Consider the following 23,525-nt stretch of genomic DNA (forward strand, 5'->3'; position numbering starts at 1 on the left):
GAACACCAGACCCAGCAGCCACCTCGGTCACACCCGCCGGGCCCGTCGCGGCTACTTCGTCAGCGCGGCGATCCGCCCGAGGACCTCGTCCCGGCCCAGCGCCTGGCTGATCGCGTGGAGGTCCGGGCTGCGCGTGGAGCCGGACAGCGCGATGCGGATGATCTGCGAGGCCTCGCGGATCGAGCCGGGGAACGCACCGGGGTCCTTCTTGAACTCCTTGGCGTTGCGGGCGAAGCCGTGCTTGGCCGCCACCGCGCGGATCTGGTCGAACCACTCGCCGCCGTCGTCGAGCTGCTGGTAGCCCGCCGCGAAGTCGCGGGCCACCGCCTGGACGACCGCGGGGTCGACACCGAGCGCGGCGACGCGTTCGTCGTCCGCCCCCGTCACCGCCGCGTGCAGCTGCGGGAAGAAGAACCCGTAGACGGCGCGGAACTCGCTCCACTTCTTCAGGTCCTTGCGCGGGTTCTCGGCGCCGTCGCGCTCGACGGCGAGCGCCCGCAGCGCGAGCTCCGGCTCGGCGTCGAGGACCGCGAGGAGCTCCTTGTCGAACCGCTCGGCCCAGGTGCGGACCGCGTCGAGGATCGCCGGGCCGGAGAGTGTCGCGATGTGGTCGGCGGAGATGTCGTCGAGCTTGACCAGGTCGACGAGCGGGCCGGCGACCCCGCACTCGGCGAGGTTGATCGGCTCGGCGAGCGCCTGCTCGAGCGGCAGCTCGGCGAGCCGGCCGTTGGCCAGGCCGCGCAGGTAGTAGAGGACGGCCTCGGTGGGGTAGCCGGCTTCGATGTAGAAGTCGACGGACGCCTCCGGGTCCTTCCGCTTGGACAGCTTGCGCTTGCTACCGCCTTCCTGCTTCATCAGCGGCGCGATGTGCGCGTAGGTGATCGGCTCGAAGCCGAGCGCGTCGAACAGCTGCTGGTGCACCGGCACCGACGAGATCCACTCGTCGCCGCGGATCACCAGGTTGACCCGCATGAGGTGGTCGTCGACGGCGTGCGCGAAGTGGTAGGTCGGCAGCCGCGGGCTCTGGTCGGAGCTCTTGAGGATGACGACGTCGTTGCGGTTGGCCTCGGCTTCGAGCGGGCCGCGGATGGCGTCGGTGAACCGGGCCCGCGCGCCGGTGTCGTCCGGCGCGCGGAACCGCACGACGTACGGGGCGCCGGCGTCGAGCTTCGCCCGGACGTCGGCCGGGTCGGCGTCGCGCCAGATGGCCCAGCTGCCGTAGTAGCCGGTGGGCAGCTTGGTGGCCTGCTGCCGCTGGGTGATGGCGGCGAGCTCGTCCTTGGTGGCGAAGTCGAGGTACGCCTTGCCTTCGCGGAGGAGCTCACGCACGTAGCTGAGGTAGATCCGCTCGCGGGCGGACTGCTGGTAGGGCCCGTAGTCGCCGCCGCGCGCGGAATCTTCGTCGGCGGCGAGGTGGAAGTAGCGGAAGCCGCGCTCGAACTGCTCGAGGGCGCCTTCGACCTCGCGGGACTGGTCGGTGTCCTCGACGCGCACCAGGTAGCGGCCGCCGGAGCGGCGGGCGACGTCCTGGTCGATGGTGGCGACGTAGACGCCGCCGATGTGCACGAACCCGGTCGGGGACGGGCCGAAGCGCGTGACCAGCGCGCCTTCGGGCAGTTGCCGGGCGGGGTAGCGCTCCTCCCAGTGCCCGGGCTCGGGCAGGTCGGCAGGGAAGAGGGCGTCGATGACCGCTCGGTCCAGCATGGGTTGTTCTCCCGCGTCGTGGTGCACTTGCCCGCCGTTCGGCGTCGGCGATGGTGGTCGTTTTCGCCGACGCCGAGCCTAGCCGTCCGGCCCACCGCCCCGGCCGGGCGGTCGTGAACCGGCGGCGGGGACGCCGGTTCGTGCTAACTTCCCGGAATGCGCGGTCGGTTCCCCTTCGCCAGGACGCTCTCGGCGCTGGCTTCGGTGCTGGTGTTCCCCTTGCTCGCCCCGGCCGCGGCCTCGGCCGCCGTCGGCCCGCGCGAGTGCGCGACCCCGTCGATCGACCGGTACCAGCAGTGGCTCGCGAGCGGTGAAGGCACCACTGTGCCGGCGACCGGCAGCCTCCTGGTCCGCGACCACCACCGGTACGCGGCGAAGGTGTCGTTCCTGGCCGCGGAGTGGCACGTGGCCGTGGTCTGGCTGGGGAACCGGTTCGAGGCGCAGGCCGACCTGTCGCGCTCGGCGGGGTTCCGGCTGACCTACCGGGCGACCGACGACCTCTACGTCCAGCTGCGCCCGGCCTCGCACTGGAGCGGCGGCGACAAGTGGCTGACGGTGGTGCCGTCCACGGGCGGGCGGCTGGTCACGAAGTTCTTCGGTTTCGCACCCGATCGGTGGACGTCGCTGCCGGAGCTGGGGACGCCGCCGTATTCGTTCGCCTCGGCGCTGGCGGAAGCGCGCGGGCTGGTGTTCGTCGGGAAGACGCCGAACGAGCTGGAGTTCCGCGGGCTGCGCGTCGACCACTACCGGCCGCCCTGCCGCTGAACCCCGGCCCGCGTCCCGGCGCCGGCCGTGCCCGGATCCGCCGAAACCGGATCGGCCGGCGGGCGGATCTGTCATGATGCGGACAACGGCACCCGTAATGCGCAAGGGAGACACATGTCCGCCCAGATGGACGAGCTGATCGCCCAGTTCGAAAACTTCCGGAGCAAGGTGCGGCAGGCCGAGGCCCGCTTCGCCGGCGTCGGTGACATGCAGGAACGGGTCGCGCGGCTGGAGAGCACCGCCACTTCGCCGGACGGGACCGTCACCGTGGTCGCCGGGGCCGGCGGCACCGTGACCGACCTGCGGCTCACCGCCGGGGCGACGCGCGTCGAGCCGGGGCAGCTCGCCGCCACGATCATGGCCACCATCCGGCGGGCGGTGGCCGGGGCCGTGCAGCAGCAGGCCGGGATCGTCGACGACGCCTTCGGCGACTCGTTCGGCGTCGACGTCTCCGCGCAGGTTCGCGAAGCCCAGACCGAGGCGTTCGGAACCGTGGCGCCCGAGCCCGCGTCGGATCCCCAGCCGCGGCAGCCGTCGCGGCCCGTCCGGCGGCCCGCCGCCGACGATGACGACGACTTCGGTCAGGGTCCCATCCTCCGCCGATCCTAGGGAAAACCGCGATGCCAGACGGAATACAGACGAACATCGGCGCGATCTCCGCCTACGCCCGGCAGCTGCCCTTCTACGAAGGGGAAGCGGACAAGTTCGGCGCCAAGATCGACGCCGCGGACGTGACCGACGAAGCGTGGGGACTGATCGGGCTCTTCGCGAAGCAGGGCTACACCGAGCGCCTCACCGAGCTGCGGTCGCTGCTGACCGACCTCAAGGACGGCGTCGACGGCTTCACCACGAAGCTCACCAAGGCCGCGGAGATGTACCAGGGCATGGAAGACGCCGGCAAGATCGCCTTCGGGCGCTACGAGGCGGAAATCGACGCGGTCGGGGGCCAGGGCGAATGACGGAACCGAAGAAGAGCATCGCCGACGCGCTGAACGTCGAGGCCTACGACGAGAGCATGGGCGCCAACCTCGACCGCGCGGCGGGGTACGTGCCGGTGGCCGGCACCGCCTACAAGGCGGGCAAGTCGATCGGCGCGCACGCCCAGCAGGCCTTCCAGGCCGACAACCCCGGCGAACTGGCCTCCGCCGGTGGCGCGCTGGTCGGCGACGGGGCCGCGTTCGTCGGTGCGGCCGCCGGTGACATGGTCACCTTCGCGATGGACCCGATCGGCTGGCTGGTCAGCCACGGCCTGAACATGCTGCTCGAGCTCGTCCAGCCGCTGCAGGACGCGCTGCACCAGGTCACCGGCGACGGCCCGGCGATCGGACACGCGTCGGAGAACTTCGTGACGATCGCGCAGGGCTTCGTCGCGCTGGCCGACGACTTCGAGAAGACCGGCGACACCGCGCTGGCCGAGTGGGTCGACGAAGCGGGCAACGCCGCGAAGGAAGCGCTGGGCGACTTCTCCTCCGGCATCCGCGGCGTCGGCTCGGCCGCCGGCTCGGTCGCCGAGGTGCTGCAGATGTGGTCGATGGTCATGGTGGTCATCGAAGAGGTGATCAAGGGGATCATCACCGAGCTGGTGTCCTGGCTGATCACGCTGTGGCTGCCGGCGCTGGCCGCGTCGGTGATCAGCTTCGGCGGCACGGTCGCCGCCGCGATGACCGCGTCGATCGCCAAGGCCGCGACGGTGCTGAAGAAGGTCACTTCGTACCTGGGCAAGTTCGGCAAGCTGCTGGACACCTTCATCGACTTCCTGGCGAAGTTCTCGACGAACGTCGTGAAGTTCACGACCAAGCTGCGGGTCGGCGTGATGCCCGGTGAGACCAAGTTCGGTTTCGGTGCGGCCGCGCAGGGCTTCCAGCCGAGCAACCGGGTGCTCACGACGATGTTCGGCACCTCGGCCGGTGCCGGTCCGCTGCTCGCCGGAGCGGGTGTGAAGGCGGGTATCGGGGCCGCGAAGGGTGCGTTCGCCGAAGGCAAGGACGCCGTGACGCCCGAAGGGGACGAACCGTGGTTCGACAAGAGCGAGATCGGCGGGGACCGGAGTCCGGAGGACACCCGCAAGGACCTCGACATCTGACCGTCCGGGCGGCCGAGCTCAACGCCCGCGCCGAGCAGTGGGCGGACGACGCCCAGGTCCGCCCGGGGTTCCGCGAGCGGGTCGAGGCGCTGGTGCGCGACCGCTGGCGCGAGCCGGTGATCGTGCTGCGCCTCGGCGACCCCGCCGTGGGGTTCGCGGTGCCGGGCCGTCGCCAGGACGGCACGGTCGAGGGGGAGGAGCAGGTCAGCCAGTTCTTCCGGGGCGTCCTGCGCGGCATCGGCACCGCGGTGGTGTCGGTGTTCTCCCTGGCCAACGGCGGCGGGGCGGGACGCCCGTTCCAGCGGGACGTCCGCGTGACGGGCCCGGCGGACGCGCAGGTCCTCGACCTCGCCGATCGGCTGGGGCCGCTGAAGGGACCGTGGCTGGCGTGCTCGCCGTCGTGCGTGGCGCTCGTGGAGACGGGCTCGACCTACGTCGACCCGGCCGACGCGCCGCCGCCGCGGATCGTCTGGGAGGCGCGGCAGCCGCAGGCGCCGTCGGTGAACTTCCGCCGGCACACGCTGACCTGGCCGGACGGCTCGTGCTTCCGGTTCCCGCTGCACGGCCGGACCGAGGAGCAGCACCTGCGCAAGTACGTCGAGCCGCCGGGCATCGTGCACTGGGAGGGGCGGCCGGAGTAGCGCGGCCGGCATCGGTGCCGGGACCGCGTGCCGCTCACCCGGGGCAGCGGATCCGGGCCCACACGACCTTGCCGTCGTCGTGGTGGCTGACTCCCCAGTCGTGCGCGAGCCGGTCGACGAGCAGCAGGCCGAGCCCGCCGGGGCGGCCATCCGCCCGCAACCGGGGCTCGCCGGTGCCCGTGTCGGTCACCGCCACCGTCACTTCGCACGGCTCGCGCGTGCGGTGGATCCGCAGCTGGCCGGGCCCGCCGGCGTGCACGTAGGCGTTCTCCAAGAGCTCTCCGACGACGATCGCCACGTCGGCTCGGTGCTCTTCCCCGAGCTCGGCGAGCTCGCCTTCCGCCCAGGCACGTGCGGCGCCCAGCTGCGGCAGCGCCGCTCCGGCCACGTCGAGCAGGGACCAGCCGGGCTCGCTCGCCGCGGTCCAGTTGACTCGCACGGGCGTCCCCTCCTTCACTGCGGGCCTACCCGCCGGACCGGCTGTTGAAACGGGGAGGGGGCACGGCGCGCACCGAGGGGGAGGAGAGCGCGCCATGCCCGTCCTTGAAACGGTACGCGCCCGGTAGGCCGGCGGCGGCGGAACCACTCGTACGCCCGAACCGCGCACCGTGACCGCGCGCACCCGCGGTCTTACTGCCCGCTAGAACTGCGTAGGCGATTTGCCCGATACCTATCTTTTGTCCTGTCCGACGAAAGTCGGTATCGCCGTTCGCGGGCCGCGCACCACCCTCGAGCCACCGGATCACCGGTTCCCCCACCGTGGCCGGCGTGGCCACCCCTCGCCGGCTTTCCCCCGCGAAAGTGAGCTACCGGCATGCGCAGAACCGCCACGACCCTCCTGGCCGCCGCCGCGGCCATCGGGTTCTTCTCACCCGTCAGCGCGACCGCCACCACCATCGACGGCTACTCGTCGACGGTGCAGCGCGATGCGGTCGCCTCCCTCGCCGCCGAAGCGGGGATCAGCGAGCCCGCCGCCGTCGCCCTGCTGCGCACGCAGGCCGCGAGCGTCGGCACGCTGCAGCAGGTCACCGCCTCCCTCGGGGCCCGTGCCGCGGACGGGTACCTCGACGCGGCCGCGAAGCCGGTCGTCAACGTGCTCGACGAGGCCGCCGCCGACCAGGTCCGCCAAGCCGGCGCGCAGGCCAAGCTGGTCAAGCACTCCAGCGCCGCGCTGACGAGCGCGCAGGACGCGCTGCAGGCGCTGCCCGCGGTCGCGCACACCTCGATCGGGCTCGACCCGAAGACCAACCAGATCGTGCTGACCGTGGCCGACGCGGCCAAGGGCACCGGCGCGCTGCTCGAGGCAGCCGGCGCGCTGGGCGACCGGGTCCGGGTGGAACGCGTCGCCGGCGAGATGCACACCGCGATCTACAACGGCGAAGCCATCACCGGCGGCGGCACCCGCTGTTCGGCGGGCTTCAACACCAACCGCGGCGGCCAGAACTACCTCATCGACGCCGGCCACTGCACCCGCGCGGTGTCGCAGTGGAACATCGGCCCGTCGCAGGGTGCGAGCTTCCCGACCAACGACTACGGCCTGATCCGCAACACGACCGGCAGCGCGCCCGGCGCGGTCACCCTGTGGAACGGCTCCACCCAGCGGATCAGCTCCGCCGGCACCGCGACGGTCGGCCAGCGGATCAGCAAGAGCGGCAGCACGACGCACCTGACGTCGGGCTCGGTCCAGCGCCTGAACGTGACGGTGAACTACGCCGAAGGCTCGGTGTACCAGCTGATCCAGACCAACGCGCTGGTCAACCCCGGCGACTCGGGCGGCTGCCTGTTCGCGGGCAGCGTCGGCCTGGGCATCACGTCCGGCAAGGGCAGCGGGACGTCCTACTTCCAGCCGGTGGGCGAGGCGCTGAGCGCGTACGGCGTGACGCTGAACTGACCGGCGTCAGTCGCGGCGGCTCCGGCCGAAGGCCATCCGGTAGATCACCAGGATGATCAGCGCGCCCAGGATCGCCAGGCCCCAGGTGCGCAGGTCGAAGAAGGTGCCGAGGTCGGTGTGGAAGAGGGTCTTGCCGACCCAGCCGCCGACGAAGGCGCCGCCGATCCCGAGCAGGATCGTGATGATGCAGCCGCCCGGGTCCTTGCCCGGCATGAGGGCCTTCGCGATCAACCCCGCGATGAGCCCGAGCACGATCCAGCTGATGACGCCCACGGGGTTCCTCCTCCGCCTGCCTGCTCCGACGGCCCAGGATGGCAGGCGGAGGCCCCGTGGGCGCGCCGGGCCACGCCCACGTGACCCGGATCTCAGCCCGGCGGGCGGTGACCGGAGGTGGGCGACTCGTTCGGGGGACCTCGTCGCGCGGGCCCACGTTTTGTCGGACCCCGCGGGTAGCTTCTGCGGCCATGGTGCTGACCAAGGAGGAACGCGAAGAATTTCTGGCGCAACCGCACGTCGGCGCGCTGTCGGTGGTCGAGCGGGCCGACCGGGCGCCGCTCGTGGTGCCCATCTGGTACCAGTACACCCCGGGCGGCGAGCTGTGGGTGCGCACCGGTCCCGGCGCGCGGAAGACCAGGGCGATCATGGCCGCTGGGCGGTTCAGCCTGCTCGCGCAGCGGACGTCGCCGACGGTCCGGTACGTCTCGGTGGAAGGGCCGGTGACGCGGACCGAGCCGGACTCCGACGAGCGGTCCCTGGAGATGGCGTCGCGGTACCTGCCGGCCGGGGCGGCCGAGGAGTTCGTGGCGTACGAACGCAAGGAGCTGGGCGAGCACCTCACGGTGTTCATGCGGCCGGAGCACTGGCTGTCGGCCGACCTGGGACCGGGGTGATCGCTCGGCCGAACGTGCGACTCCCGTAACGGTGTGGTCGCTCTCGGGGACTGACTTCTCGGTGACCCGACGAGCGGAGGCCGTGGATGCAGATCGACCTGTTCAACGAGATCCAGAACCCGCGCCCGTGGCCGGCGGGGCACGAGCAGCTGCGGTTCCGCCAGGCGATCGAACAGGCCGTCCTCGCCGACGAACTCGGGTACGGCTGCTGGTGGCAGGTCGAGCACCACGGCGCGGGGGAGTTCAGCCTCTCCTCGGCGCCGGAGCTGGTGCTGGCCGCGCTGTCCCAGCGCACCAGCCGGATCCGCCTCGGCCACTCCGCGGTGCTCGCGCCGGGCCGGTTCAACCACCCGATCCGCGTCGCCGAACGCGCCGCGACGCTCGACCACCTCAGCGGCGGCCGGGTCGAGCTGGGCCTGACCCGCTCGACGATCCCGGAATGGCGCCTGTTCGGCATCGAGCCGGCCGAAGCCCGCGCCCAGACGCAGCAGGCGTTCGAGATGGTGCCGAAGATGTGGACGTCGGAGCGGTTCTCCCACGAGAGCGGCGACTACCGGGTCGACGACGTGCCGATCGGGCCCAAGCCGCTGCAGCGGCCGCACCCGCCGCTCTGGCAGGCGGCGGCGAGCCCGGCGTCGTTCGAGGAGGCGGGCCGGCGCGGGGTGGGCGTGCTGGGCACGACGATGTGGGAGTCGCTGGAACGCGCGGGCCGCCTGATCGGCCTCTACCGGGCGGCGGCCGCGGCGTGCACGGACCCGGTCGGCGCGTACGTCAACAACCAGGTCGGCTTCTTCACGTTCGTCCACTGCGCGGACACCGACGAGGAGGCGATGCGCAACGGCGCCGCGGCGGCCGCCGCCTGGTACACGGTGACGGCGCTGACGTTCTTCGAGGCGGCGACGGAGTTCGTCCGCCAGAACGCCCGCAACGAGCAGCTCCTGTCGGCCCCGGACGGCGGCGGGCTGACCGGTGACTTCCTCCGCGGCGAGACGGCGAACACCCCGTCGGAGGCGAACCTGCTGATCGCCCGCATCCTCCAGGGCGAGCAGGTCGCCGACGACGAGGTCTTCGAGGTGCTGAGCGCGCAGGACTCGCTGATCGTGGGCAGCCCGGAGACGTGCCGCAAGAAGCTGCGCGCGTACGCGGAGCTGGGCATCGACCGCATGATGTGCCTCCAGCAGATCGGCGGCATCCCGCACGACAAGGTGCTGAAGAGCATCCGCCTGATCGGCGAGCTGATCCCCGACCTGGCGTGAAGCGGGCGGAGGGCGGCGAACCGGCTGCCCGCCGCCCTGCGCGCGTCACGCCGTGAAGCCGCCGTCCACCGGGAGGACCACGCCGCTCAGGTGACTGGCCCGGTCGCTCAGCAGGAACGCCGCCGTGGCGCCGACTTCCGCGCCCGTACCCACCTTGCGCAGGGGAGTCGCCGCGATGCGGGCCTCCACGCCGCCCGGGATCGTGCGGCGCAGCTCGGCCAGCATCGGGGTCTCCGTCGGGCCCGGGGCGATCGCGTTGACCCGGATGCCGAGCGGTCCGAAGTCGTGGGCCGCGGTGCGGGTCAGGCCGATCACGGCGTGCTTCGTCGCCTGGTAGGCGCCCATGCCCGAGCTGCCGCGCAGGCCGCCGATGCTGCTCACGTTCACGATCGAACCGGGGCCCGTCATCGCGCGGACCTCGGCGCGCAGGCACAGCCACGTGCCCTTCACGTTCACCGCCATGATCCGGTCGAAATCTTCCTCCGGAACGGCGTCGAGCCGGCCGCTGCCGCCCATCGCCGCGTTGTTGAACGCGCCGTCCAAGCGGCCGAAGCGCGAGACCGTCGCCGCCACGAACGCGTCCACACCGGACGCCGACGTGATGTCGCCCGTCGTGTGAGCGACGTCGTGGTCGGACAGTTCCGCGGCGAGCTTCGCCAGCGGGTCCTCGTTCCGCGCCACCAGCATCACCGAAGCACCGTCCTCCGCGAACACCCGCGCCGCGTCCGCGCCGATGCCCGAACTGGCCCCGACGACCAGGACCACCTTCCCCGTCAGCAGGCTCATGCCCGTCCTCCTCGCAGTGCCAGCATCGCCCGGGCGTCGGCCGGGGTCGCGATCGGTTTGCCGAGATCCTCCACCACCGCCCGGATCTTGCGGACCTGCTCGGCGTTGCTCGTGGCGAGCTTCCCCTTGCCGATCCACAGGCTGTCCTCCAGCCCGACCCGCACGTGCCCGCCGAGCCACGCGCTGTGCGTGCCGAACGCCAGCTGGTCGCGCCCGGCCGCGAACGCCGAAAAGGCGTAGTCGTCGCCGAAGAGCTTGTCGGCGATCCGGACCATGTGCTCCAGGTTCGCGTGGTCCGCGCCGATCCCGCCCAGGACGCCGAACACGCCCTGGATCAGCAGCGGCGGTTTCGCCAGCCCGAGCTCGACGAAGTAGGCCAGCGAGTACAGGTGCCCGATGTCGTAGCACTCGTACTCGAACCGGGTCCCGGCCGCACCGAGCGTCCGCAGGGTGTCCTCGATCCGGTCGAAGGTGTTCACGAACGGGTGCGAATACGTGTTGAGCACGTACGGTTTTTCCCAGTCGTGCCGCCACTCCGTCACCTTGTCCGCGATGCCGGAGTAGACGAAGTTCATCGACCCCATGTTCAGCGACGCGAGCTCCGGCCGGAGCTGCCGCGCCGCCGCGAGCCGTTCGTCCATCGTCATCGACGACGCGCCGCCGGTGGTGATGTTGACGACCGCGTCGGCCTCCGCGGTGATCCGCCCGACGATCTTCTCGAACACGCCGGGGTCGGGCGTCGGCCGCCCGTCCGGCTCGCGGGCGTGCAGGTGCACGACGGCCGACCCGGCTTCGATCGCTGCCAAGGCCGCGTCCGCCACTTCGTCGGCGGACAACGGCAGGTGCGGGCTCTGCGAAGGGACGTTCACCGAGCCCGTGATGGCGGTGGTGATGATGACTTTTTCGGCCGGGCGCATCAATCCTCCAATTCGGCCAGCGCGCGGTAGGCGCCGAGCTTGCCGTCGTCGAGCGGGCCCACCAGGGTCAGCGCCACCTGCGTGGCACCCGCGTCGTACTGCGCCCGCACGGCTTCGCGCACCTGGCCGGGCGTGCCGCAGGCGACGAGCGCGTCGACGAGCCGGTCGGACCCCGGCGGCGCGAGGTCGGCTTCGGTGAACCCCAGCCGGGTCAGCTTCGCGATCTGGTGGGGGAGGGTCAGGTAGTAGGCCAGCCGCTGCCGCGCGACTTCGCGGGCCTCGGCGCGCGAGCGGCCCACGACCGCCCACTGGACGACGGACAGGAAGAGGTCCCCGATCGTCTCGCGCGCCCAGCGGGTGTGCTCCGGCGTGACGAGGAACGTGATCAGCCCGTCGGCCCGCTCGGCCGCGAGCCGGGTGATCCCGGCCGAATAGGCGCCGAGCACCTTCGGCACGCCGGGCGCCACCTCGTCGACGCCGTCGAGGTAGGAGCGCAGGAACGGCAGCGGCCCGATCCCGCGGTCGCGGACCGCCCCGCTGACCCCGAGCCCCAGCACGTACCGCCCGGGGTAGCCGGCCGCGAGGTCCCGCGCCGCCGAGCCCGCCGACTTCGGGACGCGTTCGAGCGCACGGGCGACGCCGTTGCCGACGATCAGCTCCTCGGTGGCCGACAGCACCAGCGCCGCCGTCGTGAACGCCTCGCGCCCGGCGACCTCGGGGATCCACACCATCCGGTGCCCGAACTCTTCGAGCGCGCGCACGAACCGGACGGCACCGTCGTGGCCGAGGTCGTCCAGCTCGGCGACCGACAACGCCGTGCGCGGCACCCGCAACGTCATGAAGCCGCGTCCCGGAACGCGGTGACGAGTCCCCGCGCGGCTTCGGCCAGCATGGTGGTGTCGTTGCTCAGCAGCACGAAGTCGCAGCCGTCCCGCACCGCCCGCGCGGCCTTGTCCGGGACCCCGCCGAACGCCAGCCCGCACTTCTTCCCGGCGGCGTGCGCGGCCGCGATCGCCGAGGCGATCAGGTCGAGCACGTCCGGCGACGCGGGTGTCGAGCCCATCGACATCGACAGGTCGGCCGCGCCGACGAACACGGCGTCCACCGTGTCCAGTGCCAGCACCTCCGGCGCCGCCTTGATCGCCTCGACGCTTTCCAGCTGCGGGATGCAGAGGACGTCGTCGTTGCCGGTCGCCAGGTACCCGGCGGTCGGCTTCAGCCCCCACGCGCCGGCGCGGCTGGTGCCACCCGCGCCGCGGACGCCGTGCGGCGGGAACCGGCACGCCCGCCCGACGGCCGCGGCCTCCTCGACCGTGTCCACGTGCGGGACCAGGATGCCCATCGCCCCGGCGTCGAGGATCTTCTGGATCGTCGACGGCGTCTTGTCCGGCACCCGCACCAGCGGCGTCATGCCCGAGGCCGAAGCCGTGTTGATGAGCCGGTACGCCGTCACCAGGTCCAGGGGCGAGTGTTCGAGGTCGATGACCACGAAGTCGAACCCGGCGAACGCCATGATCTCGGCAGGCTCGGTCGACGCGATCTTCAGCCAGGTCCCGACGGGAGTGGCGGGACGGGTGAACAGGCCCCCTCCGGTCCGCCCGCTCACGGCTGTGCCATCCGGGGCTTCGCCCCGGGCCGGGGGCTTTGCCACCCGGAGCCCCCGGAAAGCGGCATCGGGTAGTCGTCGGCGTTCAGGACCCAGCCCGGTTTCTCCGAGAAGTCCACCCGCGGCGGGCTGAAGATGTCGATCAGCTGGTTCACGCCCGGGGCGCTCGCGGCGGAGGTGTGCACGGTCGGCGGCGGGATGACCGTCACCGACGGGCTGCCGATCCGCACGTGCTCGTCCTCGCGCCAGGTGGTGCTGTCGGGCAGCCACGGCGTGCGGATGTGGTGCACGTATTCGCCTTGCACGGCCAGGGAAAGCTGCTCGAAGTCGTCGTGGTGGTGCGGCGAGAGCTTGCGCGGGTCGCGCGGGCCGTCCTGCAGCGGCAGGAAGTTCACCATGAACGACCGGGTCCGGAAGATCCGCCCGAACCGCTTCGGGTCGTCCGGCACCTCCGAAAGCGGGTAGCACCGGACGCGCTCTTCGGCGGGCGCCGGCCAGCGCTCCAGCAAGGCGACGCGCGGGTGGTCCTCGGCGTAGGCGTCCGCGTTCGCGACGCGCTCCCGCCACGCCGGTTCGGTGGACTCGACCAGCCGCACCAGTGGCCCGTCGCCGTGGACACCGATCCGCGACGCGCCGGGCGGGACCACGACGAGCCCTGGGGAGTCCACTTTGGTCGCGCCGTCGCCGGTGAGCACTGTGAAAGCGGGGGAGGCGTCGGTGACGACGATCGCCAGCTCGCCCTCGAGGGTCCCGTTGTCGAGGTCGTCGCCGTCGCGGGCGTCGGTGTGGATGAGGATGACGTTCTGCGCCCGCACCACCGGGCTTTCGCGCAGGTCGAGGTACTGCGCGGCGCTGATCGCATCGCCGCTGTCGGGCCGGGCCGCGGTGGCCAGGGCCGAGCGGGGATCGTCCTTTTCGTACACGGGCGCGTCCTTTCAGGCGTCGAGGTTCAGCAGGTAGGTCGGGTTGTCGCGGACCATCCGCCGCAGGTCCTTCTCCGGCAGGCCGAGGTCGAGCAGCGCCTCGCCGACGCGCAGCCACGCGTCGACCGGCTTCGGGTTGGCCTTCTGACCGAAGTCCGACGCCAGCACGGTGTGCTCCGGGCCGAGCGCTTCGATCCAGGTCAGCAGGTTCTTCGGGTCCCACTTCTGCGTGCCCTCGGGGTCGTACATGCCGACCTCGTGCTCGATGAACGCGCCGAGCTCGATCAGCTCGCGGCACAGCGCCGGGTCGGCGCCGATCACGAAGTCGGGGTGGCTGACGACCATCCGCTTCATGCCGCGCGCGTGCGCCTCCCGGAACAGCGTCCTGATGTACTCGGGGTACATGTGCCCGCCGTTGAGGACGGCCTGCTGCTCCTTGATCTCGTCGAGGATCTCGAGCGCCTCGGGCTTGAGCGCGCCTTCGCCGTCGACGATGTCGATGCGGTCCAGGGTGAGCGGGACGGTGGTGGTCGGGAAGGCGCCGTCCTCGGGGTGGCAGTCGATGTGCCGGCCGGAGGAGATGGTCGGGAACCAGACGACCTTGCCGCCCATGCGCAGCGTCATCCGCACGGCGTGCACGTTGAGACCGCCGACCGTGCTGTTCAGCGCGATTCCGCCGAACACCTGTGCCTTGACGTCGGCGAGGCGGCCCTTCATCGCGAGGACGTCCATCTGGGTGTTGTGGTGGTGGGACTTCGCGACCATGGCGCGCAGCCCGATCCGGGCGCCGTCCTGCGCGGCCTCGACGTGGTCGAACCGCCGCGGGAAGGGGCTGGGGCCGGAGTGGACGTGCATGTCGACCAGGCCGTCCAGGACGGCGGCGATGGCGGGGCTCATCAGCGTGCCTCTCGTTCGCATTATGAAGTCAAAGTTCACTATAAGACCGCCTGTCAACCCTGTGACCGCTCTTGTATTCACGGTTGGCGGTATTTAGAGTGACTCACGTTCGCTTCGTGAACACTAGGTTCGAAAACGGAGGACGCTGATGTCCACACCGCCCAGCGCCGCGGAGACGGCCGCGCGACCCGGAACCCCGCACGGCCCGGACCCCGCCAAGGTGCGCGCCGCGGTGCGCGGCGGGACGCTCGCCTACTTCGTCGACCAGTTCGACATCTACCTGCCGATCGTCGTGCTGGCGCCGGCGACCGCGTACTTCCAGGCGGCGAACCTCAGCGCGAGCACGACGGCGCTGCTGGCGTCGCTGGTGTTCGCCTCGACGCTGATCGGCCGCCCGCTCGGCGCGGTGATCTTCGGCCACTTCGCCGACACCGTCGGCCGCAAGCGCACGACGCTCGTCGCGGTCGGCGGCTTCGGCGCCATCACGCTGCTGACCGCCTGCCTGCCCGGTCACGAGACGATCGGGATGTGGTCGGTCGGCCTGCTGATCGCCCTGCGCTTCGTCGACGGCATCTTCCTCGGCGGCGAGTACACGACCGCGGTGCCGCTGGCGATGGAGTGGAGCCCGAAGCACAAGCGCGGTCTCTACGCCTCGATCATCACCTCGACCTCACCGGCCGCGTACGCGGTGATCGCCGCGATCACGCTGCTGATGCTGCAGCTGCTGCCGTCGGCCGGCCTGCACAGCGCCTACGTCCAGTGGGGCTGGCGGGTGCCGTTCCTCGTCGGCGCGCTGCTGGCCGCGGTGCTGTTCCGCTACTACCTCAAGCAGGTCCACGAACCCCCGGCCCAGCTGACCGGCGAGAAGCACAAGCTCCCGCTGGTGCGCCTGTTGGTGAAGTACCCGCGCGCGCTCGGGCAGGTCTTCGTGCTGATGACCGGCACCTGGCTGGCGACCAACATGGAAGCGGCCGTGACGCCGGCGCAGCTGAAGGCGCACCTGGATCTGTCGAGCAAGCAGGTCACGCTGACGATGCTCGTCATCAACGCCGCCGCCGCGTTGTCCTACCCGCTGTTCGGGATGCTCTCGCAGCGCATCGGGCGCCGCCGGTTCTACATCGGCTACGGCTTCGCGATGGTCGTGCTCGGCGCGGGTTCCTACACCCTGCTGATGGCCTCGGGCGGCGGCTTCGGCGCGGCGCTCGGCTTCGGTGTGCTGATCGGCGTGTTCACCGTCGGCACGTTCGGCCCGATCGCCGCCTACCTGACCGAGCGGTTCCCGGCGAGCATCCGGTCGACCGGCTACGGCGTCGGCTACAGCCTCGCGCTCATCGCCCCGGCGTTCTACCAGTTCTACCTGCAGCAGTTCGACGGTTTCCTGCCCGCGCACCTCGCCCCGGGCGTCCTGATCGTGCTCGCCGGCCTGCTGATCAGCCTGGGCGGGTTCCTCGGACCGGAGACGAAGGACGTCGACATGGCCGACGACAGCACGATCCCGAAACTGTCCTGAATGGACGTCGCCGGTCTCGCCGCCGCCAACCCGGTGTGGGTCGGCTCCTCGGAGCTGACCATGACCCTCGGCGGGATCACCGCGTGCGTCGACGCGGGCGCCGGGGCGGTGGTGGCGAAGTCGGTCAACGAAAGCGCCGCCGCCCGGCGTCAGCTCGACATCGCCGGGTACGCCTTCGTTTCCGCGGCCGGCGAGGTGCGGCCGCCGGGCGCGGCCGGGCTCGGCGACGGGCTGCTCAACCGCTCCGGGCTCGCGCAGGTGGACCTCGACGGCTGGCTCGGCACCCTGGCCGCGGCGGTCGCCCACGGCGCTCCCCGGGGCTGCCCGGTGCTGGGGAGCGTCACCCTGGGCGAACCGGCCGCGGCCGCGCGGATCGGGCGTGCGCTGGCTTCGGTGGTCCCGGCGGTGGAGCTGAACGTCGGCGCCCCGCACGGCCGCGAGGCCCGCGCGGTGCGGCAACTGACCGAAGCGGACGGGGTGGCCGAGGCGGTGCGGACCGTGCGGGCCGCCGTCGACGTCCCGCTGTTCGTCAAGCTGCCGGGCCAGGCCTCCGACGTCCTCGCGCTGGCCGTCGCGGCCCGGTCGGCGGGCGCGGACGCCGTCGGGCTGGTCGGCCGGTACCCGGGCTTCCTGCCCGACCTCGACGGCGGCGCGGTGCTGGGGTCGTGGGGCGCGTGGAGCTCACCGGGCTGCCTGCCGATGAGCCTGTACTGGGTGGGCAAGGCGTTCCAGCGGCTCGACGCGCCCGTGATCGGGACCAACGGCGCCCGCACCGCGAAGGACGTGCTGCGGTTCCTCGCCGCCGGCGCCCGCGCGGTCGAAGTCGTGACGGCGCTGTGGATCGGCGGCCCCGCCGTCCTCCGGGAACTGGTCGACGGCGTTTCCGGGGCCGGCGACGACTTCGTCGGCAGCGCGCTGGCCGGCACGCGCGAGTACGCCGACGTGCTCCCGCCGCCCGCGCCGGCGTGGCTGCCCTACACCGCGCGCTGGATGTCGTCCGGCCGGTAGTGCCCGCCCAGCTCGTGGGTGAGCTCCCGCGCGGTGTCGGCCACCACGCGCAGCTCGGGGGTGTCGTCGCCCATGGACAGCGTGTTGTCCGGGCCCACGATCGCGATCGTCGCGCAGATCCCGTATTCGTCGAAGACCGGCGCCGCCACGGCCACTATCCCCGGCGTGCTCATCGCCGAGCAGTGGCCGACCGCGCGCACCCGGTCGACGTCGGCGCGCAGCTCGTCGCGCGCCGTCCCCGACAGGGTGCCGATCAGCCGTTCCATCGACAGCTGGTCGGCGTGGTAGGCCAGGAACACCTTGCTCTGCGCGGTGTCCAGCGGCAGGTGGCTGCCGACGCGCACGGACACCACCACGATCGTCGACACGTTCTCCTCGACCCGGGACACCACCGGGCCGGTGAGGCCCCACAGGCTCAGCACGACGCTCGTCTGCGTCGCCCGCGAGAGGGCCTGCATGTGCCGCGGGGCCAGGTTGACCACCCGGCGGTGGCCGATCGCGAACGCGCCCAGCTGCAGCAGGAGTCCGCCCGGCGCGTAGCCGCCTTCGTTGCTGCGCTCCAGCAGCCCGGCCGCGACCAGGGAAGTGCAGTAGCGGTATGCCGTCGTGCGGTTGAGGCCGAGGCGTTCGGCGACCTCGCCGGCGGTGACCTCGGGGGTCGCCGGGTCGAACAGGGACAGGATCTGGCTGACCCGGCTCACGGCCTGGATGTCGGCCTGGTCGGCGCGGGCGTCCGGGGACCGCGTCGGTTTGGTCACGGGAGCCTCCGCCGAAAGTCCGGTACCGCTGTTCGAATAGTGAACACAGGCTACCGGACCCGTCGCCGGGCGCTTACCCGTCGGATCACTGGCGCGTCGGTGACCTTTCCACGACATTCTTTGTCAGCTGGTCAGGTCTAGACATCCGATGGCTGGCCGCCCTAACCTGGCGAACGTCCACCCCGTCCTGCCGCCGCCGGGTCTGTGGCCGCGGTCCGTCACGAGGAGAGTCATGACGTTTCGCGGTCTGGTCCTCGCGGCCGTGGTCGTTTCCGGCACCGTCGTGGCCGTCCCGGCCGCCGGGGCCGACGGGTGCGGCGGTCCCATCCGGCCCGCCAGCATCATGACCGTGCGGGCGTGCGACAGCCCGGACCGCGTGGTCGCGAAGGCCGCGGCCGTCGTTCCGCGCCCGGGGCAGCTCGCCTGGCAGCAGCGGCCGGTCACCGCGTTCACCCACTTCGGGATGAACACCTTCACCGACCGCGAATGGGGCTCGGGTGCGGAGCGGGAGACGACCTTCGCCCCGCCGGCCGTCGACACCGCGCAGTGGATGCGGTCGCTCAAAGCCGCCGGCGTCACGCAGGTGATGCTCACCGCCAAGCACCACGACGGTTTCGTCCTCTACCCGACGCGCTACACCAACCACTCCGTCGTCGCGAGCCCGTGGTGGCTCACCCCCGGCTGCACCGACCCGGCGCGGGACGCGGCCGAGGCGAACCGCGGCCAGGACCCGTCGGCGTACTGGCGGGCGCGGAACACCGCCTGCGCCAACCCGCGTGGCGACATCCTGCGCGACTACGTCGATTCGGCGCGCGCGGCCGGGCTGAAGGTCGGCGTCTACCTGTCGCCCGCCGACGGCGCCGAGCTGCCGAAGCAGTTCTTCGCCGACGAGGTGCGGCGCATCGAAGCCAAGGTCGCCGCCGGGCAGCCGCTGAGCATCGAAGAACAGGCCACCTACGAAGACCGGGCGAGCGCGCCGCAGGGCCAGGCGCGCTACGGGACGGGCAGCGCGGTCACCCGGCGGACCATCCCGACGCCGGTGCCGCACGACGACCGGGCCGCCGCGCTCGCCGCCGGGCGGCTGCCGCGGTTCACCGTCGACGAGGACGACTACAACACCTACTACCTCAACCAGATCTACGAGCTGTTCACCCAGTACGGCCCGATCGACGAGCTGTGGCTGGACGGCGCCAACCCGTGGCGGGACCGCGGCATCAGCGAGACCTACGACTTCACGACGTGGTTCCGGCTGATCCACGCGCTGTCCCCGGACACCGTCACCTTCGCCGGGCCCGCCGGCGTGCGCTGGGTCGGCAACGAGGCCGGGCAGGCCCGTGAGACGGAGTGGAGCCCGCTGCCGACGACCGGGGATCCGGAGACCGCGCACAACGAAGAGCTGTTCCTGGGCGGCGCGACCGCCGGGGACCTCGGCTCGCGGTCGGTCCTGGCCGATCCGTCGGTGCGGTACCTGCAGTGGGCGCCCGCCGAATCCGACGTCTCGATCCGGCCCGGCTGGTTCTTCCACCCGGCCGAGCAGCCGAAGTCCGCCGCGCAGCTGGTCGAGATCCACCGCCGGACGGTCGGGCGGAACTCGTCGCTGCTGCTCAACGTCCCGCCCGGCCCGGACGGCCGGATCGCCGCCGCCGACACCGCCGCGCTGGCCGGCTTCGGGGCGGCGATCGCCCGGACGCAGGCCCGCAACCTCGCCGAAGGCGGCCCCGCCGCCGTCACGGACGCTTCGCTGACCACGGCGGAACGACTGGACCGGCCGCTCGACGTCCGGCTGCCCCGGCCGGTCACGTTCGACCAGATCCGGCTCGGCGAGGACATCACGCGCGGCCAGCACGTCGAAGGCGCACAGGTGCAGGCCGAGATCGGCGGCGCGTGGCAGACCCTCGCCACGGTGACGACCATCGGCTACACGCGGCTGGTCACCCTGCCCGCGCCGGTGACCGCCGCCCACCTGCGCGTTGTCGTCACGCAGTCCCGCGCCACGCCGTACCTGGCCACCTTCGCGTTGTACCGCACCGCCGCCTGAAAGGGAGCCATGACCCGCCACCGAGCCCTGTTCGCCGCCGTCGTCACGGTGGCCGCCACCCTCACCGCGGCCGGACCCGCCGCCGCCGGGGGTGCGCTTCCGGTCGTTTCCCCGGCCCCGCAGGAGATCAGCCGGACGGCCGCGGACGTGCCGCTGCCGTCGTCGGTGGCGCTCGTCACCGACGCCGGTACCGACCCGGCGGCCAAGGACCTGCTGACCTCCTTGTTGCGCGACCACGGCGTCAAGACCGGGGGACGCGGTCTCGTCATCCGGCTCGGCAGCACCGGTCGCGACGTTCCCGGCCAGGCCGAGGGGTACGCGCTCAGCGTGTCCCGCCGGGAGATCACGATCGGCGGCCGCGACGGTGCCGGGCAGTACTACGGCGTGCAGACCCTGCGGCAGCTCTTCGTCCGAAGCGGACACGGCTGGGCGATCGCCGGCGCGGCCGTGCGCGACTGGCCGAACATGGCGCTGCGCGGGTCGATCGAGGGCTTCTACGGTCCGCCGTGGACGACCGCGGACCGGCTGCGCCAGCTCGCCTTCCTCGGCGAGGTCAAGGCCAACACCTACATCTACAGCGCCAAGGACGACACCTACCTGCGCGCGCGGTGGCGGGACCCGTACCCGGCGGACGAGCTGGCGACGCTCGGGCAGCTGGTCCGCTCGGCGACCGCCCACCACGTCGAGTTCACCTACGCGCTCTCACCGGGCGTCTCGGTCTGCTTCTCGTCGCCGGCCGACGTCGCCGCGGTCGAGGCGAAGTTCCAAGCGGGGTACGACCTCGGCGTGCGGTCGTTCTCCCTGCCGTTCGACGACATCTCGTACACGAAGTGGAACTGCGACGCCGACCGGACCGCTTTCGGCGCACCCGGCCAAGCCGCCGCGGGCACGGCCCAGGTTTCGCTGCTGAACGCGATCACGGAGAAGTTCGTCAAGACCCACGCCGGCGTCCGGCCGCTGCAGACCGTGCCGACCGAGTACAGCGACCTGAACGATTCGCCGTACAAGACCGAGCTGCGCGAGCACCTCGACCCCTCGGTCGTCGTGCAGTGGACCGGGACCGACGTCGTGCCGCCGAGCGTGACCACCGACGAGGCCGCGCAGGTGTCCACCGTGTACGGCCGCAAGGTGTTCCTCTGGGACAACTACCCGGTCAACGACTACGAGCAGTCGGCGGGGCGGCTGCTGCTCGCGCCCTACGCCCAGCGAGAGGCCGGGCTTTCGCGGTACCTCAACGGGATCGTCGCCAACCCGATGAACCAGGAGGCCGCCAGCGAGGTCGCCGAGTTCGGCGCGGCGGACTTCGCCTGGAACGACGCCGGGTACTCGCCGCAGCGGTCGTGGCCGCGGGCCTTGGCGCGCCTGGCGGGTGGTGACCCGCGGGCCGCGGCGGCGCTGACCGTGTTCGCCGACCTGGAACACCTGGCCCCGACCTTCGGTCCGACGCCGTGGCAGCCGCAGGCCCCGGTCCTGGCCGCGAAGACCGCGGAGTTCTGGCGGCGCTGGACCGCGGGGGACCGCCGGGCCCTGACCGAAATCCGCGCGTACGCGGTCCGGATCCGGGACGCGGCCGGGGTGATCCGCGGCGGCCGGGTGCAGGGTGCGTTCGTCGCCGAGGCCGGGCCGTGGCTGGACGCCGCGGCGCTGTGGGGCGACGCGCTGGTGACCCGGCTCGACGCACTGGCCGCCGCCACCCGCGGCGACCGGGCGAGGGCCGACCGGCTCACCGCGGCCGCCGACGCCCTCGTCGCGCGGGCCCAGGCGGTCAGAACCGGCGACACCAACCGGTGGGGGGTGCGCCAGGCCCTCGTCGGCGACGGCGTCCTCGACACCTTCCTCGGGCAGCTCCGGGAGCGGTCGTGAACGCGGTGAGCAGGCGGAGCTTCCTCGGCGGCGCGGCCGCGATCACCGCCGGCGCGGTGCTGGCCGGACCCGCGGGCGCGGCCGGACGGCGCGGCCTCAGCGTGTCCGGCGAAGAGTTCCTGCTGGACGGGAAGCCGTTCCGGATCGTTTCGGGGGCGATCCACTACTTCCGCATCCACCCTGACCAGTGGCGCGACCGGCTCCTGCGGCTGAAGGCGCTGGGGCTCAACACCGTCGAGACGTACGTGCCGTGGAACTTCCACCAGCCGAAGCCGGGCCGCGCGGACTTCGGCGGGTGGCGCGACCTGCCGGCGTTCCTCCGGCTCGCGGGGGAGCTGGGGTTCCCGGTGATCGTGCGCCCCAGCCCGTACATCTGCGCGGAGTGGGAGTTCGGCGGGCTCCCGGCGTGGCTGCTGGCCGACCGCGACCTGGAGCTGCGCTGCGCGGAACCGGCGTACCTGAAGGCCGTCGACGCCTGGTACGACCAGCTGATCCCGCGGCTGGCGCCCCTGGAAGCCCGGCACGGCGGGTCGATCGTCGCCGTCCAGATCGAGAACGAGTACGGCAGCTACGGCAACGACACGAGCTACCTCGCCCACCTGCGCGACGGCTTGCGGAGCCGGGGGATGACGAGCCTGCTGTTCGCCGCGGACGGCGCGTCGGACTTCTTCCTGCGGTTCGGCTCGCTGCCGGGCACTTTCGAGGCGGGCACCGGCGACGGCGATCCCGCGTCCGGACTGGCCGCGCTCAAGGCGTTCCAGCCGGGCAAGCCGGCGCTGATGGCCGAGTACTGGGACGGCTGGTTCGACCACTGGGGCGAGCCGCACACCACGCGCGATGCCGCCCAGCTGGCGTCCTACGTGGACGCACTGCTGGCCACCGGTGCGTCGGTCAACCTCTACATGGCCTGCGGTGGCACGAACTTCGGGTTCACCGCCGGCGCCAACACCTCCGGCACCACGTACCAGCCGACGGTGACCAGCTACGACTACGACTCGCCGGTCGGTGAAGCGGGTGACCTCGGTGCGAAGTTCACCGCGCTGCGGGCCGTGCTGACGAAGTACACCGGCGTTGCCGCGCCGGTGCCCGGCCCGTCCGCCCGGTTGTCCGCTCGGACGCTGACCCCGTCGGGTTCCGTGTCCCTCCTCGATTCCCTGGACGCGCTCTCGAAACCGGTGCGGTCCGCGCAACCGGTGCCGATGGAACGCCTCGGGCAGGCGACCGGCCTGATCCACTACCGCACCACGGTCCAGGGCCCGCACGCCGGGCCGCTGAGCATCCACGGCCTGGCCGACCGCGCGCTGGTCTTCGTGGACGGCTCGCCGCTGGGCGTGCTGGACCGCAACCGGCCCGCGGAGACACTGGACCTGAAGCTGACGAAGCCGTCGACGCGGCTGGACATCCTGGTCGACGCGATGGGCCGGGTGAACTACGGCCCGTACCTCGCCGACCGGAAGGGCATCGACGGCTGGGTCGCGATGAGCACCCAGCAGAAGCTGTTCGGCTGGGAGATCCGCCCGCTCCCGCTCGACGACCTGACCGGCCTGCGCTTCGGCCCGGGCAGCGTCCCCGGGCCGGCGTTCCACCGCTTCACCACCGGGATCGCGGACCCCGAAGACGGCTTCGTCGCCCTGCCCGGCTGGGAGAAGGGCGTGGTGTGGCTCAACGGCTTCACCCTCGGCCGCTACTGGAAGATCGGGCCGCAGCGGACCTTGTACGCGCCGAAGCCGTTGTGGCGGCGGGGCACGAACTCGATCGTCGTCCTCGAACTGCACGAGCCCGGGACGACGATCGAGCTCCGGCCGGAAGCGGACCTGGGCTAAGCGGCCAGGCCCACGTACAGGAACGCCAGCAGGGCTCCGGGCCCGACCAGCAGGCAGATGCCGAGCCCGCCGAACAGGGGCTGGTCGGCCCGGTACATCTTGCCCAGCAGGACGGCGGCCGCCGCGACCGTGGCGGCGAGCAGGGTCAACACGACAACGGACATGG

24 protein-coding genes are annotated in these 23,525 nt (G+C 72.2%); 13 read left to right on the plus strand and 11 right to left on the minus strand.

Going from position 1 to position 23,525, the window contains the following annotated elements:
• Positions 1-51: 51 nt before the first annotated feature.
• Entirely contained in the window at positions 52-1,704 is a 1,653-nt protein-coding gene (locus AB5J73_RS33575) for a glutamate--tRNA ligase (protein WP_370962771.1), read from the minus strand.
• Positions 1,705-1,860: 156 nt separating this feature from the next.
• Between AB5J73_RS33575 and AB5J73_RS33580 the strand changes: the two genes are divergently transcribed.
• The 5 genes from AB5J73_RS33580 (at position 1,861) to AB5J73_RS33600 (ending at position 5,193) form a co-directional block, all read left to right on the plus strand.
• Positions 1,861-2,469, plus strand: a complete 609-nt coding sequence (locus tag AB5J73_RS33580) for a hypothetical protein (RefSeq protein ID WP_370962772.1) — start codon at positions 1,861-1,863, stop codon at positions 2,467-2,469.
• A 114-nt stretch (positions 2,470-2,583) separates the two neighbouring features.
• Complete coding sequence (locus tag AB5J73_RS33585; protein WP_370962773.1) at positions 2,584-3,078, plus strand: YbaB/EbfC family nucleoid-associated protein; 495 nt, start codon at positions 2,584-2,586, stop codon at positions 3,076-3,078.
• 11 nt (positions 3,079-3,089) lie between these two features.
• Positions 3,090-3,428, plus strand: a complete 339-nt coding sequence (locus AB5J73_RS33590; protein WP_370962774.1) for a hypothetical protein — start codon at positions 3,090-3,092, stop codon at positions 3,426-3,428.
• The gene (locus AB5J73_RS33595) at positions 3,425-4,552 is read left to right on the plus strand and encodes a hypothetical protein (protein WP_370962775.1); all 1,128 of its coding nucleotides are present in this window, start codon (positions 3,425-3,427) and stop codon (positions 4,550-4,552) included. Before AB5J73_RS33590 ends, AB5J73_RS33595 begins: the two co-directional genes overlap by 4 nt.
• The gene (locus tag AB5J73_RS33600; protein WP_370962776.1) at positions 4,483-5,193 is read left to right on the plus strand and encodes a hypothetical protein; all 711 of its coding nucleotides are present in this window, start codon (positions 4,483-4,485) and stop codon (positions 5,191-5,193) included. The genes AB5J73_RS33595 and AB5J73_RS33600 overlap by 70 nt, the downstream gene beginning before the upstream one ends.
• 34 nt (positions 5,194-5,227) lie before the next feature.
• On the opposite strand, the gene AB5J73_RS33605 is transcribed toward AB5J73_RS33600, so the two are convergent.
• Positions 5,228-5,632, minus strand: a complete 405-nt coding sequence (locus tag AB5J73_RS33605) for an ATP-binding protein (RefSeq protein WP_370962777.1) — start codon at positions 5,630-5,632, stop codon at positions 5,228-5,230.
• A gap of 375 nt (positions 5,633-6,007) precedes the next feature.
• On the opposite strand from AB5J73_RS33605, the gene AB5J73_RS33610 reads away from it, so the two are divergent.
• Positions 6,008-7,084: a S1 family peptidase gene (locus AB5J73_RS33610; protein WP_370962778.1), complete on the plus strand. Its 1,077-nt coding sequence runs from the start codon at positions 6,008-6,010 to the stop codon at positions 7,082-7,084.
• Positions 7,085-7,090: 6 nt separating this feature from the next.
• Here AB5J73_RS33610 and AB5J73_RS33615 read toward each other — a convergent pair whose 3' ends face one another.
• Positions 7,091-7,357, minus strand: a complete 267-nt coding sequence (locus tag AB5J73_RS33615) for a GlsB/YeaQ/YmgE family stress response membrane protein (protein ID WP_370962779.1) — start codon at positions 7,355-7,357, stop codon at positions 7,091-7,093.
• 191 nt (positions 7,358-7,548) lie between these two features.
• Here AB5J73_RS33615 and AB5J73_RS33620 point away from each other — a divergent pair, with 191 nt between their 5' ends.
• Together AB5J73_RS33620 and AB5J73_RS33625 are read left to right on the plus strand one after the other, a co-directional pair.
• A complete protein-coding gene (locus AB5J73_RS33620) occupies positions 7,549-7,974 on the plus strand; it encodes a pyridoxamine 5'-phosphate oxidase family protein (RefSeq protein ID WP_370962780.1) in 426 nt (141 codons plus the stop codon).
• 86 nt (positions 7,975-8,060) lie between these two features.
• On the plus strand, positions 8,061-9,230 hold the full coding sequence (locus tag AB5J73_RS33625; RefSeq protein WP_370962781.1) for an LLM class flavin-dependent oxidoreductase: 1,170 nt from the start codon (positions 8,061-8,063) through the stop codon (positions 9,228-9,230).
• 45 nt (positions 9,231-9,275) lie between these two features.
• On the opposite strand, the gene AB5J73_RS33630 is transcribed toward AB5J73_RS33625, so the two are convergent.
• From AB5J73_RS33630 to AB5J73_RS33655, 6 genes are read right to left on the minus strand one after another with little or no spacing between them, the layout of a single operon-like run.
• Positions 9,276-10,016 carry an SDR family NAD(P)-dependent oxidoreductase gene (locus AB5J73_RS33630; RefSeq protein ID WP_370962782.1) on the minus strand — a complete coding sequence of 247 codons (741 nt, stop codon included), beginning with the start codon at positions 10,014-10,016 and terminating at the stop codon, positions 9,276-9,278.
• Positions 10,013-10,933: a 3-keto-5-aminohexanoate cleavage protein gene (locus tag AB5J73_RS33635; protein WP_370962784.1), complete on the minus strand. Its 921-nt coding sequence runs from the start codon at positions 10,931-10,933 to the stop codon at positions 10,013-10,015. Before AB5J73_RS33635 ends, AB5J73_RS33630 begins: the two co-directional genes overlap by 4 nt.
• On the minus strand, positions 10,933-11,772 hold the full coding sequence (locus tag AB5J73_RS33640) for an LLM class flavin-dependent oxidoreductase (RefSeq protein WP_370962786.1): 840 nt from the start codon (positions 11,770-11,772) through the stop codon (positions 10,933-10,935). Before AB5J73_RS33640 ends, AB5J73_RS33635 begins: the two co-directional genes overlap by 1 nt.
• Positions 11,769-12,539 carry an HpcH/HpaI aldolase/citrate lyase family protein gene (locus AB5J73_RS33645; protein WP_370962788.1) on the minus strand — a complete coding sequence of 257 codons (771 nt, stop codon included), beginning with the start codon at positions 12,537-12,539 and terminating at the stop codon, positions 11,769-11,771. The genes AB5J73_RS33640 and AB5J73_RS33645 overlap by 4 nt, the downstream gene beginning before the upstream one ends.
• Positions 12,536-13,462, minus strand: a complete 927-nt coding sequence (locus tag AB5J73_RS33650) for a hypothetical protein (RefSeq protein ID WP_370962790.1) — start codon at positions 13,460-13,462, stop codon at positions 12,536-12,538. Before AB5J73_RS33650 ends, AB5J73_RS33645 begins: the two co-directional genes overlap by 4 nt.
• 12 nt (positions 13,463-13,474) lie before the next feature.
• The gene (locus AB5J73_RS33655) at positions 13,475-14,359 is read right to left on the minus strand and encodes a DUF6282 family protein (RefSeq protein ID WP_370962791.1); all 885 of its coding nucleotides are present in this window, start codon (positions 14,357-14,359) and stop codon (positions 13,475-13,477) included.
• A gap of 148 nt (positions 14,360-14,507) precedes the next feature.
• On the opposite strand from AB5J73_RS33655, the gene AB5J73_RS33660 reads away from it, so the two are divergent.
• The gene (locus AB5J73_RS33660) at positions 14,508-15,869 is read left to right on the plus strand and encodes an MFS transporter (RefSeq protein WP_370962792.1); all 1,362 of its coding nucleotides are present in this window, start codon (positions 14,508-14,510) and stop codon (positions 15,867-15,869) included.
• Positions 15,870-16,877, plus strand: a complete 1,008-nt coding sequence (locus AB5J73_RS33665) for a hypothetical protein (RefSeq protein WP_370962793.1) — start codon at positions 15,870-15,872, stop codon at positions 16,875-16,877.
• Here AB5J73_RS33665 and AB5J73_RS33670 read toward each other — a convergent pair.
• On the minus strand, positions 16,844-17,635 hold the full coding sequence (locus AB5J73_RS33670; RefSeq protein ID WP_370962794.1) for an IclR family transcriptional regulator: 792 nt from the start codon (positions 17,633-17,635) through the stop codon (positions 16,844-16,846). The genes AB5J73_RS33665 and AB5J73_RS33670 overlap by 34 nt on opposite strands.
• A gap of 232 nt (positions 17,636-17,867) precedes the next feature.
• Between AB5J73_RS33670 and AB5J73_RS33675 the strand changes: the two genes are divergently transcribed.
• Genes AB5J73_RS33675 through AB5J73_RS33685 form a run of 3 tightly spaced genes read left to right on the plus strand, consistent with a single transcriptional unit; the run spans position 17,868 to position 23,359 of the window.
• On the plus strand, positions 17,868-19,673 hold the full coding sequence (locus AB5J73_RS33675) for an alpha-L-fucosidase (RefSeq protein ID WP_370962796.1): 1,806 nt from the start codon (positions 17,868-17,870) through the stop codon (positions 19,671-19,673).
• 9 nt (positions 19,674-19,682) lie between these two features.
• On the plus strand, positions 19,683-21,536 hold the full coding sequence (locus AB5J73_RS33680) for a beta-N-acetylglucosaminidase domain-containing protein (protein ID WP_370962797.1): 1,854 nt from the start codon (positions 19,683-19,685) through the stop codon (positions 21,534-21,536).
• Between the two features lie 5 nt (positions 21,537-21,541).
• Positions 21,542-23,359, plus strand: a complete 1,818-nt coding sequence (locus AB5J73_RS33685) for a beta-galactosidase family protein (RefSeq protein WP_370962798.1) — start codon at positions 21,542-21,544, stop codon at positions 23,357-23,359.
• Here AB5J73_RS33685 and AB5J73_RS33690 read toward each other — a convergent pair.
• A complete protein-coding gene (locus tag AB5J73_RS33690) occupies positions 23,356-23,523 on the minus strand; it encodes a hypothetical protein (protein WP_370962799.1) in 168 nt (55 codons plus the stop codon). The two genes, AB5J73_RS33685 and AB5J73_RS33690, sit on opposite strands and share 4 nt — an antisense overlap.
• Positions 23,524-23,525: the final 2 nt, after the last annotated feature.

This window comes from Amycolatopsis sp. cg9, from assembly GCF_041346945.1.
Classification (GTDB): domain Bacteria; phylum Actinomycetota; class Actinomycetes; order Mycobacteriales; family Pseudonocardiaceae; genus Amycolatopsis.

Excerpts from the sequence above, each read along its gene's own strand:
- AB5J73_RS33575 (WP_370962771.1), bottom strand. The coding sequence starts at position 1,704 with ATGCTGGACCGAGCGGTCATCGACGCCCTCTTCCCTGCCGACCTGCCC.
- AB5J73_RS33580 (WP_370962772.1), top strand. The coding sequence starts at position 1,861 with ATGCGCGGTCGGTTCCCCTTCGCCAGGACGCTCTCGGCGCTGGCTTCG.
- AB5J73_RS33585 (WP_370962773.1), top strand. The coding sequence starts at position 2,584 with ATGTCCGCCCAGATGGACGAGCTGATCGCCCAGTTCGAAAACTTCCGG.
- AB5J73_RS33590 (WP_370962774.1), top strand. The coding sequence starts at position 3,090 with ATGCCAGACGGAATACAGACGAACATCGGCGCGATCTCCGCCTACGCC.
- AB5J73_RS33595 (WP_370962775.1), top strand. The coding sequence starts at position 3,425 with ATGACGGAACCGAAGAAGAGCATCGCCGACGCGCTGAACGTCGAGGCC.
- AB5J73_RS33610 (WP_370962778.1), top strand. The coding sequence starts at position 6,008 with ATGCGCAGAACCGCCACGACCCTCCTGGCCGCCGCCGCGGCCATCGGG.
- AB5J73_RS33620 (WP_370962780.1), top strand. The coding sequence starts at position 7,549 with ATGGTGCTGACCAAGGAGGAACGCGAAGAATTTCTGGCGCAACCGCAC.
- AB5J73_RS33625 (WP_370962781.1), top strand. The coding sequence starts at position 8,061 with ATGCAGATCGACCTGTTCAACGAGATCCAGAACCCGCGCCCGTGGCCG.
- AB5J73_RS33630 (WP_370962782.1), bottom strand. The coding sequence starts at position 10,016 with ATGAGCCTGCTGACGGGGAAGGTGGTCCTGGTCGTCGGGGCCAGTTCG.
- AB5J73_RS33635 (WP_370962784.1), bottom strand. The coding sequence starts at position 10,933 with ATGCGCCCGGCCGAAAAAGTCATCATCACCACCGCCATCACGGGCTCG.
- AB5J73_RS33640 (WP_370962786.1), bottom strand. The coding sequence starts at position 11,772 with ATGACGTTGCGGGTGCCGCGCACGGCGTTGTCGGTCGCCGAGCTGGAC.
- AB5J73_RS33655 (WP_370962791.1), bottom strand. The coding sequence starts at position 14,359 with ATGAGCCCCGCCATCGCCGCCGTCCTGGACGGCCTGGTCGACATGCAC.
- AB5J73_RS33660 (WP_370962792.1), top strand. The coding sequence starts at position 14,508 with ATGTCCACACCGCCCAGCGCCGCGGAGACGGCCGCGCGACCCGGAACC.
- AB5J73_RS33665 (WP_370962793.1), top strand. The coding sequence starts at position 15,870 with ATGGACGTCGCCGGTCTCGCCGCCGCCAACCCGGTGTGGGTCGGCTCC.
- AB5J73_RS33675 (WP_370962796.1), top strand. The coding sequence starts at position 17,868 with ATGACGTTTCGCGGTCTGGTCCTCGCGGCCGTGGTCGTTTCCGGCACC.
- AB5J73_RS33680 (WP_370962797.1), top strand. The coding sequence starts at position 19,683 with ATGACCCGCCACCGAGCCCTGTTCGCCGCCGTCGTCACGGTGGCCGCC.
- AB5J73_RS33690 (WP_370962799.1), bottom strand. The coding sequence starts at position 23,523 with ATGTCCGTTGTCGTGTTGACCCTGCTCGCCGCCACGGTCGCGGCGGCC.